Below are 12955 nucleotides of genomic sequence, written 5' to 3' on the forward strand. Positions count from 1 at the left end.
AGGGCAGGATGACAGAAAGTTGACGACTACATCAACTATTTCAACAGGCTGGTTCGTGCACCCCTGAGAATGCTGGACTCTTGGTCTTTGGCGTACCATTTAGAAAAACAAATCAACGGGATTGCTTTGGCCATGCAACGCGAAAATTTAGAGAAAACGTTCTTCGCAGTTGAAGGCTGTCCGCCGGTCCGGTGGAGAATCGCGCCCTCACTGGTCGAATATGCGGACGCGATCGAGACGATGGAGCGGGAGGCGGCGGCAATTGCCACCGGCGAAGCGGACGAACTCGTCTGGCTCGTCGAACACCCGCCGCTCTATACCGCCGGCACCAGTGCCAATGCCGCTGACCTCGTCATGCCCGGCCGCTTCCCGGTGTTTCAAACCGGCCGTGGGGGCGAATATACCTATCATGGCCCGGGGCAGCGCGTTGTTTATGTCATGCTCGATCTCAAGCGGCGCAAGCAGGATGTTCGCGCCTTTGTCGCGGCGTTGGAGAGCCTGGTCATCGAAACGCTTGCCGGTATGAATGTCCGGGGCGAACGGCGCGAGGACCGCGTCGGTGTCTGGGTCCGGCGTCCGGAACGGCCTTCCCTCCCCGACGGCTCGATGGCGGAGGACAAGATCGCCGCGATCGGCATTCGCCTGCGCCGATGGGTGAGCTTTCACGGCATGTCGCTCAACGTCGATCCCGATCTCGAACATTTCGACGGCATCGTACCCTGCGGCATTCGCGGTTATGGTGTCACCAGTCTGGTCGATCTCGGCCTGCCGGTGATGATGACCGATGTCGATATCAAGATTCGCCAGGCATTCGAGGCTATTTTCGGCCCGGCCGTCAACGACGCCGACTGTCTGCAAACCGGTCAGGAAAACAGCCGGTCCGTTGCGTAGACGATGGCATAGCCATGCAGGGCGACAGCAGAGTAGAGCCCCAGGCCACTCAGGATCCGCTGGCCGTCCGTCATCTCGTCAAGGCGATGGCGCGGCTTGACGCTGCCGCTGCCCATCATGCTCAGCAGGGCAAACACGGCGAGCCCGGCCAGCAATGCCGGCGTTGACAGGCCGATCCGCCAGCCGACACCGGCAATGATCAGGGTGATGAGGAAGCTTCCCGCCATCCGGCTGACGTTCGAATGGAAAACCTGGCGCAAGACCTGGCCGCCATCGAACCGGTTCATCGGCAAGAGGTTGAGCAGGTTGAATGCGCCGAGAATCAGCAGGAAAATCAAAACCGCCGTTCCCGAACCGAACACTGCATTGCCCGCTGCCTCGTGCAGAATGATGGCGATAGGAATGAGGAAGGCCGACATGCCCGCCCCCATCAGGGCGCAGGTGGCAACTTCGAAGAGAGAATTGTAGGGCCTGCCGCCGATGGCCACACCGCCCAGAAGCGGCACGAAGATCATCCGTACCGTCTTGTGACCAAAGGCGCGGTAGGCGGCCATATGGCCCAATTCGTGCAGCACGATGACCAGCGTCAGCAATGCCGACAATATCAGGCCGCTGCGGGTCAGTCCGAAGAACGGCCAAAGCAGCAGCGTCGACAATAGAGCGAGCAGGACCTGAACGAGCGGATGCTCGAATACGGCGCGGGCTGGTTTGCTCTGGCCCGTCTCGAGCCATTGCTGCAACGCTTTAACCTCGCGCCGCACCGTAAAATAACGGAGGATCAGAAACGCCAGGCCCCGGTAGCGATCCGTCTGCTCGATGGTCAGGTGGACCAGGTCACCGTCGTCGAAGAGCCGGCGGTGCTCGCGAAAATCCTTCCAGAATGTAGCATCGAGTGCGCTGTCATCGAGCACGCGGGCATCATACTCGGTGTCCGGCACCGTTTCGGTAACTTCGATCAACCGGACGATCGGTTCTCCGTGCCGGTCGAGATGGGTATAGGTCTGCTGCACCCGGTTGGGCGCGCCCGGAATGATTTGGCTGGTCAGAACGGAATGATACCAGGCGGCGGCGGTCCCGAGGGGAAAAATCGCGTTCCAGACCTTGGACCGGCTTGCATGGAACGATCCCCGCACACGCAGCGTGCGCAACCCGATCGGGACAGCCAGCAGAAGCCACAGCAGCCCGACATTGATGACAAGAAGCGCGATCGCCGGTGCGTGCGTCGCCATATGCGCTCTCCCATTGATCGTCAGCCGACGCTAGCTGCAGAGCGTGAACAAATCGTACGGGAGGCTGACATCTGGCAGCCTCCCAGCTTTTTTCAAGCGCTATGCTGCTTCGATACGCTCGCTCGACAGGCCGGTAAGGATACCGATCTGCTCAAGCATCCTGCGTTCGCGTGCGGTCAACTGGCTGCCGCGCGAGCGGGCAATAGCGCTCATCACCCGGGCGATCAGCAGGATATCGGCCTTCTCCAGCCCATTTTTGCGGCTACCGCGCAACACGGCCCACGCGCCGATATCCCCGGTCATCGCCATACGGATCTGTTCCAGCGCAAAGATCGACAGGCTGTCGGGAATATGCGTGGAGATGTCGATGATGTGAAACAACAGATCGAGTTCGATCCGCGAATTCACCACGCCGCGCGTCGAAATCATCGCAATCAGCCAATCGGCATTCCATTCATCCATGGCGCCCTGCGGATAGCTGGTGCGGACAATGAATTCGGTCATGGCGTCGATGAAATAGTGATGCCATTCCGGGCATTTTTCGCTGCACGAGCCGTTGATCGCCAGGAGGATTACCGCGTCTTGTGATGCGGTAATCCCTGGAACGAAAACATGTTCACGCAGAATGGCGATATCATCGACCGTCAAGCGCGTCTTCCCGGCGATGACACTTGCCGGATAAGAAAGACGAAGTTCACCCATCGTTTCTCTCCCGTTTCATCATGAAACTGGAGAGAAACTAGACCAGGCCAGTTTCCAATCCGGAAAGAATGAGCGTTAGCAGAGGCTTGATGGATTCAATCCATTTTTACCATTAAGCCTGCCCGCCGCTCCCGCCAGATCATGAACAGGCCGGAACCGACAATGATGGTGATGCCCAACCATTTCGACAGCGTCGGAAACTCACCGAAAATCAGGAAGCCCAGGGCCGTACCGGTGATGATCTCCAGATAATGGAACGGCGCCAAAAGCGACACAGGTGCTGCCTGAAACGCCTTGACCACCAGCAGATGACCATAGCCGGAAATGGTGCCGAGCGCGATGACCAGAACCCAGCCCAGGGTGGAGTGCGGCAGTGACGGTATGAAATCCACCGACCCCGCGCTGTAGCCGATCGCGATGACGACGACCATGAACAGCGAGCCGCCGATGCCGGCAATCGTCTGCATCGTCAAAGGCGTATCGGCATTGCCGACCACCCGGTTCAACAACAGATAACAGGCAAACAGGAAAGCACAGAAAACCGGCATCAACGACTTCAACCCGAATATCTCGAAACTCGGCTGGATGACGATCATTGCGCCGCCGAAACCGATGAAGATGGCAAGCCAGCGCCGCCAGCCAACTTTTTCGCGCAGGATCAGAGCCGAAAGGCAGGTGAGGATGAATGGCTCGACGAAGTAAATGGCGAAGACGTCGGCAAGCGGCATGTATTTGACCGAGACGAAAAACAGCAAAGCGGCGGCGGCAAGGAGCACGCCGCGCAGAAGATTGAACCAGAGGCGCTTTGGCTTCAGTGCCCGCAGGCCACCGGTCGACAGAAGCATCGGCAGCATCGAGACCAGCTGGAAGAAGAACCGGTAGAACGTCACCTGCGCCGGCGACATGCCTTGATAGACCGCCATATATTTGGCGATCGCATCCATGCAGGGCAGGATAATCATCGCCACCAGCATGATCGCAAGTCCTTGCATGACGGTATGCGAAGGCGTGGCGGCAGTCGGCATGGATGTGCTCAAGGGGGGAAATCCCATTTTAGGCGCGGTCCGGAACGGACGTGCACAGAAGACGCTTTTGGCGGCATTTTTGACGTGGAAGGGTGTCCAATTTCGCAGCAGGTTCTATAAATTGCAACAATGAAGTCTTCGACCGCAATCGCGGCCGCCCCGGAACTCGACCCATCCCAGCCTACACGGCACAAGGAGAGACCGATGCGTCTATCGACCGAAACCGCACTGGCCATGTTACGCAGGCCAAGTGACAACGACACACTGGGAGGTCGCATCTGGCGAGCGCGCGATGCGATGAACCTCTCGGTCAAGGATCTTGCCAACCAGCTCGGTGTCCGCGGAGATACAATCTCCGCCTGGGAGCGCGACCGTTCCGAGCCCCGCACTAACCGGTTGTTCATGCTTGCCGGCGTCCTTGGGGTCACGCCGGCCTGGTTGATCGCCGGCATCGGCGATGCGCCGAAGGATGACCTTTCCAACACGGTTTCCGGCCAGCTGCGCGATCAGCTGGCGCAAGTGAAGAAACTGCACGAGCAGACGGGAAAGGCGATCTCCGCCCTTGAGATGGAGATCAACCGCGTCCTACAGGACATGTAATATTTCACGACCGATTCTCGGCCGATTCCGGCTTGAGCGCCGCCACCCACTCTGCGATTGTGGCGCAAATTCAGACTAGGGAGAACACATATGGACGTACGCGCCGCTGTTGCCGTGCAGGCAGGCAAGCCACTCGAAATCATGACTGTTCAGCTTGACGGCCCGCGCGCCGGTGAAGTGCTGGTCGAGGTCAAGGCAACCGGCATCTGCCACACCGACGAGTTCACGCTCTCGGGTGCCGATCCGGAAGGCCTGTTTCCGGCCATTCTCGGCCATGAAGGTGCCGGTATCGTCGTCGATGTCGGCCCGGGCGTCACCTCGCTGAAGAAGGGCGACCATGTCATTCCGCTCTATACACCGGAATGCCGCGAATGTTACTCCTGCCTGTCGCGCAAGACCAACCTGTGCACGTCGATCCGCGCCACCCAGGGACAGGGCCTGATGCCGGACGGCACGAGCCGCTTTTCCATCGGCAAGGACAAGATCTTCCACTATATGGGCTGCTCGACCTTCGCCAATTTCACGGTTCTGCCTGAGATAGCGTTGGCCAAGGTCAACCCCGACGCGCCGTTCGACAAGATCTGTTACATCGGCTGTGGTGTCACCACCGGCATCGGCGCCGTCATCAACACGGCGAAGGTCGAAGTCGGATCGACGGCAATCGTCTTCGGTCTCGGCGGTATTGGTCTGAACGTCTTACAGGGCCTGCGCCTTGCCGGTGCCGACATGATTATCGGCGTCGATATCAACAATGACCGCAAGGCCTGGGGCGAAAAGTTCGGCATGACGCATTTCGTCAATCCGAAGGAAGTCGGCGACCATATCGTCCCCTATCTGGTCAACCTGACCAAGCGCAACGGCGACACCATTGGCGGCGCCGACTACACGTTCGACTGCACCGGCAACACCAAGGTGATGCGCCAGGCATTGGAATCGTCGCATCGCGGCTGGGGCAAATCGGTCATCATCGGCGTTGCCGGTGCCGGCCAGGAAATCTCCACCCGCCCGTTCCAGCTGGTCACCGGCCGCAACTGGATGGGCACCGCCTTCGGTGGAGCGCGCGGCCGTACCGATGTGCCGAAGATCGTCGAGTGGTACATGGAAGGCAAGATCCAGATCGACCCGATGATCACCCACACGATGCCGCTCGAAGATATCAACAAAGGGTTTGATCTCATGCATGCCGGCGAAAGCATCCGCAGCGTCGTGATCTACTAACCAAGCCCTGAGGCTTCGACGCCGGTTTCCGCATCATCGAGACAACACTCCCATCGGCGCCGCGCCTGTTCAAGGCGCGGCGTTTATCTGTCGGGCGAGTATCTGCTCGCTTGATATGGTTCTGGATTTCGAACAGCCGGACAGCTATGCGTTCTCAAGGCAACGGCCGAAAAACGGTCCGCAAAGGAAAAGCATGAGGGACGGAATGATCAGGCACAGGTTTTACACACTCGGTGTGTTCTTGAGCCTTGTCGCCTCCACCCCGGCCTTGGCGGATCCCGTCGGAACCTATGACGTGACCGGCATCAATCCCGACGATGACGGCGAATATCATGGAACAGTCGTCGTCAGCCGCGCGGGCGAAACCTATGCGGTGATATGGACGATTGCCGGCACGCAATCAAACGGCGTCGGCATTGGTGGCAAGCGTGGTAGCAAGGAAACGACGGGTGTTGCCTCAGTGGATGACGATATGATCTCCATCGGCTACGGTAATGAAAGCGGTTTTGGAATTTCGCAATATGATCTGCAGCCGGATGGTTCCTGGAAGGGACATTGGGCCTATGCCGATGGCGAGAAGATTTCAACGGAGACATGGGTTCGCAGCGGCGCCGCCCGTTCGCTCGAACGGCCGAAAGCGCCGACCGGTGAGGCAATGAAGCCGATGAGCAGTCCTGCTGCCCGGCCATGATAACAGTGAAGCGGTACTAACAGCCATGTCAGAGCCAGCCCAGCCCGCAAGCACAATCTATGTCGATGCCGACGCCTGCCCGGTCAAGCCTGAAATCCTGAAGGTCGCGGAGCGTCATGGCCTGCCGGTCGTGCTGGTCGCCAATTCCGGTCTCAGACCGTCGCGTGACCCGATGGTGCGCAATGTCATCGTCTCGGCCGGGTTCGACGCCGCCGATGACTGGATTGCCGAGCGTGCCCATGACGGCGATATCGTGATCACCGCCGACGTGCCGCTGGCCGGCCGCTGCGTTGCCGCCGGCGCGCAGGTGACCGGACCGACGGGCCGCGTCTTCGACAAGGCGAATATCGGCATGGCGACGGCCATGCGGGATTTGGGTGCGCATTTGCGCGAGACCGGTGAAAGCAAGGGTTACAACGCCGCCTTCTCGCCGCGCGACCGGTCGGCTTTTCTCGAAACGCTCGACCGGCTTTGCCGCCGCGTCAAACAACGCTAGAACAGCGGGATCGGGAGCGCTCATGAGCATGTCGGACAGGAAGATCACCCATCGCCGTCATACCCCGTTCTACGCGGGCGGCATCTGCGCTGCGATCACATTTGCCATTTGTTTGTTTGCCAAGCCGACATTGGCGGTCAACCTGGCCGCTGTGGTGTTCTTCCTTGTCTATCTGCTGATGATCGCCTGGCGCCTTCCCAGGCTCACCGGCGCATACCTGAAGCATCATGCTGCCCGCACCGACGAACCGGCCATCATCATCTTTGCCGTGACGCTTGCAACAGCGGCGATTTCACTTGTCTCGCTGTTCATGGCGCTGAATACCGGCGGCAAGGAGACGGCACTCGAACTGGTGCTGGCATTTTCCTCCGTCACCCTCGGCTGGCTGACGGTCCACACAATGGCGGCGATGCACTACGCCCACAGCTACTGGAGCCTGCAGGCGGCGGGGAGCGATGGCGACAATCGCGGCCTTGAGTTTCCGGGCACGAAAGACCCGGGGGGCTTTGACTTTCTCTATTTCTCCTTCGTCATCGGCATGACGGCGCAAACCTCAGATATCGTCATCACCTCGACCGCCATGCGCAAGATCAACCTTCTGCATGCGGTCGTCTCGTTCTTCTTCAACACGGTGCTGGTGGCGGCGGCGGTCAACGCGGCGGTGTCGCTGGCCTAAAGCGCGGCATCGCAAAACCGCTACGCACTTCTGCGCGACATGCGCTGGTACGTTTTCAGCTTCAAGGGAGCACAGCTTGAAAGTCCTTTCCCAGAACACCGCCTTTGGCGGCATGCAGGGCGTCTTTTCGCACGATTCACAGGCCTGCGGGGTCGAGATGACCTTTGCGGTCTATATCCCGCCACAGGCGATCACCGCTCCCTGCCCGGTCGTCTGGTACCTCTCCGGCCTCACCTGCACCCATGCCAACGTGATGGAGAAAGGCGAATATCGCCGGATGGCCGCGGAGCTTGGCCTGATCATCGTCTGCCCCGACACCAGCCCGCGCGGCAGCGACGTTCCGGACGAACTGACCAACTGGCAGATGGGCAAGGGTGCCGGGTTCTATCTCGACGCCACAGAGGCGCCCTGGGACGAGAACTACCAGATGTACACCTACATCACGCAGGAACTGCCGGCCTTCATCGCCCAGCACTTTCGCGTCGACATGGCCCGCCAGGGCATCTTTGGCCACTCCATGGGCGGCCATGGCGCCATGACCATCGCGCTGAAGAACCCGGACCGGTTCAAGAGCTGCTCGGCCTTCGCGCCGATCGTCGAGCCGTCAACGGCAGACTGGTCGATCGGTGCCTTCGAAAAATATCTTGGTGAGGACAAGGCAAGCTGGCGGGCATACGATGCCTGTGCGCTGGTGAAAGACGGCGCTCGCTTCCCGGAGTTCCTGATCGATCAGGGCAAGGCCGACAATTTTCTGGAAACGGGCCTGCGGCCATGGCTGTTCGAGGACGCCATCAAGGGCACCGGTATCGGGCTGACGCTGCGCATGCAGGAGCGCTACGATCACTCCTACTATTTCATCTCGTCCTTCATGGACGAGCACCTGAAATGGCATGCTGACCGGTTGGCTTAGGCTTCAGCCACAGGATTGAAGAATCGCAACGTCCTGCACCGTGCGGTTCTTTTCATTTTTCAGGATGCGGACTGGAAACGCGGCGGCGTGGTGGCTTCAACGATGCGGATGCTCGATTCGCACTGGCCATGATGACCTTCCATATCGACGACCACGTGCCAGTGACCGGATTGCGGAATGGTCAGGCGGATCGGTGACTTGCGCGCCACGCCGCCAACGAACTGGTGCTTCAGTGTTTCGGTATAAAGCTGGAAATTGTTGGCCGTCATCAGCCGGACATTGGCGACGGCCGACAGGGTGATCTCGATGGTCACGCCGGCGCGCTGCTGCTTGAGGTCATAATGGGTGAAGCTGAACTTCAGTTTTGTCATTGCACGTCCGCTTGAAACAGCTTGGCCCGAAACCGCAATATTAGCGATTGCATCTTAAAAAATGGTGTGCCGCCGAGTGACTGGTTGGCTGCAGGGGCCTCTCAGATGCACCAAAACGGACGGCCATCTTTTCTGCCATGCCGGTTTCCGCTATGGCATTTGACATGACACATATCCTTCTCGTTGCCGCGGGTGGCGCTGTCGGTTCGGTCCTGCGCTATCTCGTCGGGCTCTGGACATTGCGCAGTTTCGGCCCGTCATTTCCATGGGGAACGCTGACGGTCAATATCACCGGATCCTTCCTGATCGGCGTCCTTGCGGAGGTGATCGCCCGCAAATTCGGGGCTTCGGCGGAGATGCGCGTGTTCCTGATCACCGGTATTCTGGGCGGCTACACCACCTTTTCCGCCTTCTCGCTTGACGCAATCACCCTGCTCGAACGGGGCGAACCGGTCACGGCATTGATTTATGTGGCTTCCAGCGTACTTCTTTCGGCACTCGCGGTGTTTGCCGGGCTGGCCCTTATGCGCGCAATGGTCTAAAGGGACCTCTCAGAGCGCCATGCGTCCAATTGGGACCGGCCTGCTCTGTCATATCAGTTTGCGCACGGATTTCCGGTCGGCACCATTGTCGAGGCGCGATGGCAATTGGATGCAGGTAGAAATAAATGGCGGGCATTGAACACAAACAAGTCGAATCCGACGAGGCGGGCATGCGCCTTGATCGCTGGTTCAAAATCCATTATCCGGGCCTCGGCTTCGGTCCGCTGCAGAAGCTGCTGCGCTCCGGCCAGGTCCGCGTCGATGGCGGCCGCGTCAAATCGGACATGCGCGTCCAGCCCGGCCAGGTGGTTCGCATTCCGCCGATGGAAGTCGATCCGAAGACACGGACAGGCCCGATCGCCGGCCGTGACCTGCGCCACGCATCCGACCATGAACTTTTGTCGCGCATGCTGTTGCATGAAGACGCCAAGGTCATCGTTCTCAACAAGCCGCCTGGTATCGCGGTTCAGGGCGGCTCCGGCATCAACCGCCATATCGACGACATGCTCGAAGCCTGGACCAGCCCCAAGGGCGAAAAGCCGCGTCTGGTGCACCGGCTCGACCGCGATACATCCGGTGTTCTGGTCATCGCCCGCACCCGTGGCGCCGCCCAGAAGCTGACGGCAGCCTTTCGCGAACGCGATACCAAGAAAACCTACTGGGCGATGGTCAAGGGTGTGCCGCGCAAGAGGGAAGACAAGATCTCGACCTGGCTGGTCAAGGAACAGACGCCGGACGGCGACCGCATGCGGATTGCCAAGCATGGCGAAGACGGTGCCGATCATGCGGTGTCCTACTACCGGATCATCGAGACGGCCGGCCAGAACCTGACCTGGCTGGAAATGGTGCCCTATACCGGCCGTACCCACCAGTTGCGCGTCCATGCCGCCCATATCGGCCACCCGATCATCGGCGATCCGAAATATTTCGGCGCCGAATTCAATTGGGCCTTCCCCGGCGGCGTTCAAAACAAGCTGCATCTGCATGCGCGGCGCATCGACGTTCCGCATCCGGATGGCGGACGCCTGATCGTCACCGCCCCGATGCCGCAACATATGGTCCAGAGCTGGAACCTGATCGGCTTCGACATGGCCAGCGCCGAGGAAGCCGACGACTGATGAAACTTGCTCTTTTCGATTGTGACGGAACCCTGGTCGACAGCGCCGGGCTCATACACGAAGTCATGGCGCGGACGTTCGAAGATTTCGGCCTTGAACGTGTCTCGCTGGAGGCTACCAAGAGCATCATCGGCCTGACGCTCGATATCGCCATTGCCCGGCTGATGCACCAGCCGCATGTCGACGATCGCGCCCAGGCGATGACGGCGCATTACAAGAAGATCTACGGTGGCGTCCGCACCGAAATGAACTTTCGCGAGCCGCTGTTCGACGGTATCGCGCCGCTGATCGCGAGCCTGATGAGCCGCGGCGAACTGCTTCTGGGTGCCGTTACGGGAAAATCCCGGCGCGGGCTTGATCAGATATGTGCAAGCCACGGTTATGAAAAGACATTCTTCGTTTCGCGCACGGCCGACGACTGCCCGTCAAAGCCACATCCGGCGATGGTGACGGAGTGCTGCTCCGAGGCCGGCATCGACGCCAAGGATACGGTCGTAATCGGCGACGCGATCTACGACATGCAGATGGCCAAGAGCGCCGGCGCATCCGCCATCGGGGTCGCCTGGGGTTATGCGTCGGTTCCCGAGCTTATCGACGCCGGTGCGGATTACATCGCCCGGACCCCGCATGATATTCTGGACTGGATGGAGACACATCATGCCTGATATTCGCGACGATCTGTCTGCAGCGCTGAGCGACCCGGATCCCGTGCGCCGCGCGCAGATACAGATGCACAAGCCACTGCCGAAGCGTTTCTATAAGACCGTCAGCATCGGCCCGGCGGAAGACGGCGGCCATGTCATCCTTCTCGACGGCCGCACGGTCCGCACCCCGGCAAAACAATATCTGACCGTTCCGACGCAGGCCGCAGCCAATCTGCTGGCAGCCGAATGGGATGCCCAGAAGGAAGAGATCGACCCAGCGACGATGCCGGTCACCCGGCTCGCCAACACGGCGATCGATGGCGTCTCCAAGGATATCCGCGCCGTTTTCGACGACATCCTCAACTTCGCCGGAACCGATCTTCTCTGTTACCGCGCGGGCGAACCAGAAGGTTTGGCAATTCGCCAGTCCGAGCGCTGGGATCCGGTGATCACCTGGGCTGCGGAAACACTGGGTGCGCGGTTCATTCTCGTTGAAGGCGTCGTTCACCAGGTTCAGCCTCGTGCCGCCATCAACGGCGTTGCCGAAGCGCTGCGTGCCTATGCCACGCCGCTTGGCCTTGCCTGCCTGCACACGATCACCACGCTCACCGGCTCCGCGCTGCTCGCCATCGCTTTTGCCGAAAAGCAGCTGTCGGCGGAAGAGGCCTGGGCGCTCGCCCATCTCGATGAGGACTGGCAGATCGAGCATTGGGGCACCGACGACGAAGCCTTCCAGCGCCGCGAAAACCGCTGGCGGGAAATGCAGGCGGCCACGGCAACGCTCGACGCTTTACGTTAAGCAAACCCCGTCCACGTAAACCAATCGATAAAAAAACACCCCGCGCAGTATCCTGCGCGGGGTGTTTTTATTGAAGTATTAGAAATTCTTATGCGGCGAACTTCAACCCAGCAATACCAGTAACGATCAGCGCGATACAGCCGAGGCGAACAGCTGTTGCCGGTTCAGCAAACAGCACGATGCCGAGAATGACAGTTCCGACCGTACCGATGCCTGTCCAGATCGCATAGGCGGTGCCGAGCGGCAATGTACGCATGGCAAGACCGAGGAGGACGACACTCGCCACCATCGAGCCTGCGGTCAGTACCGTCGGTATGAGCTTGGTGAAGCCTTCGGTATATTTCAGGCCGATCGCCCAACCGATTTCGAGAATGCCTGCGAGGATGAGGATAATCCAGGCCATAATTTACTCCGTCTAAAGGAGCGAGGCCGTCCTCGCGGATGTTCGGATGTCGATTATAGATGCCGAACCCGTGCAGCCGTCTGCATGGGCACTATATGCCATCCTGATTTGACGGTGGCAAGAGCCCGCCGTGCATGGCAGCTATTCGCAACCGGACCAGAGCAGAACCAAAGGCAATCTGCGCCCAGATACGGTTTGCGCTTGTGCGGATGATTTCGAACGGGGAAGATGGCAGTGAAACAGGGAGTATTCCGCAATGTTTGACCACGTGTCGATTGGCGTAAAAGACCTCGATCGTTCGCTTCGTTTCTATGATGCCATTCTGACACCGCTCGGTTACGAGCGGTTATCGAAAACGGACACGGTGATCGGTTATGGTTCGGACCGGATCAGCCTGTGGATTGCAAAGGTTGAGCGCCCCGTACCCGCCGACCGAAGCTCCGGCCTGCATTTCTGCTTCGTTGCACCCGATACCGCCGCGGTCGATGCCTTCCACGCAGCCGGCATTTCCAACGGTGGCGAAGACAATGGGCTGCCGGGACTGCGGCCGGAATACAGCCAGTTTTATTATGCGGGCTTTCTCGTCGATCCCGATGGCTATCGCCTTGAGGCGTTTTTCAAACTGCCTGAGTGATCAAGA

Annotated in this window: 17 protein-coding genes; 12 read left to right on the forward strand and 5 right to left on the reverse strand. The window is 59.6% G+C overall.

Annotation, left to right across the window (positions count from 1 at the left end):
- The first annotated feature begins 132 nt into the window (after positions 1-132).
- Complete coding sequence (lipB, locus tag ACP7E0_RS32085; RefSeq protein ID WP_426131086.1) at positions 133-891, forward strand: lipoyl(octanoyl) transferase LipB; 759 nt, start codon at positions 133-135, stop codon at positions 889-891.
- On the opposite strand, the gene ACP7E0_RS32090 is transcribed toward lipB, so the two are convergent.
- The 3 genes from ACP7E0_RS32090 to ACP7E0_RS32100 form a co-directional block, all read right to left on the reverse strand.
- Positions 864-2120, reverse strand: coding sequence for a hypothetical protein (locus ACP7E0_RS32090; protein WP_426131088.1), 1257 nt, complete (start codon positions 2118-2120; stop codon positions 864-866). The genes lipB and ACP7E0_RS32090 overlap by 28 nt on opposite strands.
- A 99-nt stretch (positions 2121-2219) precedes the next feature.
- On the reverse strand, positions 2220-2822 hold the full coding sequence (locus ACP7E0_RS32095; RefSeq protein WP_426131090.1) for a hypothetical protein: 603 nt from the start codon (positions 2820-2822) through the stop codon (positions 2220-2222).
- 95 nt (positions 2823-2917) lie between these two features.
- The gene (locus ACP7E0_RS32100) at positions 2918-3814 is read right to left on the reverse strand and encodes a DMT family transporter (protein WP_426131134.1); all 897 of its coding nucleotides are present in this window, start codon (positions 3812-3814) and stop codon (positions 2918-2920) included.
- 237 nt (positions 3815-4051) lie between these two features.
- Here ACP7E0_RS32100 and ACP7E0_RS32105 point away from each other — a divergent pair, with 237 nt between their 5' ends.
- The 6 genes from ACP7E0_RS32105 to fghA all read left to right on the forward strand — a co-directional run bounded on the left by ACP7E0_RS32105 (position 4052) and on the right by fghA (position 8438).
- Positions 4052-4447 (forward strand): helix-turn-helix domain-containing protein, encoded by a 396-nt coding sequence (locus tag ACP7E0_RS32105; protein WP_426131092.1) that lies wholly within the window; start codon positions 4052-4054, stop codon positions 4445-4447.
- A 90-nt stretch (positions 4448-4537) separates the two neighbouring features.
- Complete coding sequence (locus ACP7E0_RS32110; RefSeq protein ID WP_426131093.1) at positions 4538-5665, forward strand: S-(hydroxymethyl)glutathione dehydrogenase/class III alcohol dehydrogenase; 1128 nt, start codon at positions 4538-4540, stop codon at positions 5663-5665.
- A 205-nt stretch (positions 5666-5870) separates the two neighbouring features.
- Entirely contained in the window at positions 5871-6356 is a 486-nt protein-coding gene (locus ACP7E0_RS32115) for a hypothetical protein (RefSeq protein ID WP_426131095.1), read from the forward strand.
- Between the two features lie 25 nt (positions 6357-6381).
- A complete protein-coding gene (locus ACP7E0_RS32120; protein WP_426131097.1) occupies positions 6382-6852 on the forward strand; it encodes a YaiI/YqxD family protein in 471 nt (156 codons plus the stop codon).
- A 22-nt stretch (positions 6853-6874) separates the two neighbouring features.
- Positions 6875-7528, forward strand: coding sequence for a DUF1345 domain-containing protein (locus tag ACP7E0_RS32125; protein WP_426131099.1), 654 nt, complete (start codon positions 6875-6877; stop codon positions 7526-7528).
- Between the two features lie 76 nt (positions 7529-7604).
- On the forward strand, positions 7605-8438 hold the full coding sequence (gene fghA / locus ACP7E0_RS32130; protein ID WP_426131101.1) for an S-formylglutathione hydrolase: 834 nt from the start codon (positions 7605-7607) through the stop codon (positions 8436-8438).
- Between the two features lie 59 nt (positions 8439-8497).
- On the opposite strand, the gene ACP7E0_RS32135 is transcribed toward fghA, so the two are convergent.
- Complete coding sequence (locus ACP7E0_RS32135) at positions 8498-8809, reverse strand: DUF1883 domain-containing protein (RefSeq protein ID WP_426131103.1); 312 nt, start codon at positions 8807-8809, stop codon at positions 8498-8500.
- A 164-nt stretch (positions 8810-8973) separates the two neighbouring features.
- Between ACP7E0_RS32135 and crcB the strand changes: the two genes are divergently transcribed.
- The 4 genes from crcB (at position 8974) to ACP7E0_RS32155 (ending at position 11912) form a co-directional block, all read left to right on the forward strand.
- Positions 8974-9351, forward strand: a complete 378-nt coding sequence (gene crcB / locus ACP7E0_RS32140) for a fluoride efflux transporter CrcB (RefSeq protein WP_426131105.1) — start codon at positions 8974-8976, stop codon at positions 9349-9351.
- A 125-nt stretch (positions 9352-9476) separates the two neighbouring features.
- Positions 9477-10469, forward strand: a complete 993-nt coding sequence (locus ACP7E0_RS32145) for an RluA family pseudouridine synthase (protein WP_426131107.1) — start codon at positions 9477-9479, stop codon at positions 10467-10469.
- A complete protein-coding gene (locus ACP7E0_RS32150) occupies positions 10469-11134 on the forward strand; it encodes an HAD-IA family hydrolase (protein WP_426131109.1) in 666 nt (221 codons plus the stop codon). The genes ACP7E0_RS32145 and ACP7E0_RS32150 overlap by 1 nt, the downstream gene beginning before the upstream one ends.
- On the forward strand, positions 11127-11912 hold the full coding sequence (locus ACP7E0_RS32155; RefSeq protein WP_426131110.1) for an ATP12 family chaperone protein: 786 nt from the start codon (positions 11127-11129) through the stop codon (positions 11910-11912). The genes ACP7E0_RS32150 and ACP7E0_RS32155 overlap by 8 nt, the downstream gene beginning before the upstream one ends.
- A gap of 88 nt (positions 11913-12000) precedes the next feature.
- On the opposite strand, the gene sugE is transcribed toward ACP7E0_RS32155, so the two are convergent.
- Entirely contained in the window at positions 12001-12315 is a 315-nt protein-coding gene (gene sugE, locus ACP7E0_RS32160; protein ID WP_426131112.1) for a quaternary ammonium compound efflux SMR transporter SugE, read from the reverse strand.
- Between the two features lie 256 nt (positions 12316-12571).
- On the opposite strand from sugE, the gene ACP7E0_RS32165 reads away from it, so the two are divergent.
- Complete coding sequence (locus ACP7E0_RS32165; RefSeq protein ID WP_426131114.1) at positions 12572-12949, forward strand: VOC family protein; 378 nt, start codon at positions 12572-12574, stop codon at positions 12947-12949.
- The last annotated feature ends 6 nt before the right edge of the window (positions 12950-12955 follow it).

The sequence above is a fragment of the Pararhizobium sp. PWRC1-1 genome (genome assembly GCF_049897905.1).
GTDB lineage: Bacteria > Pseudomonadota > Alphaproteobacteria > Rhizobiales > Rhizobiaceae > Pararhizobium.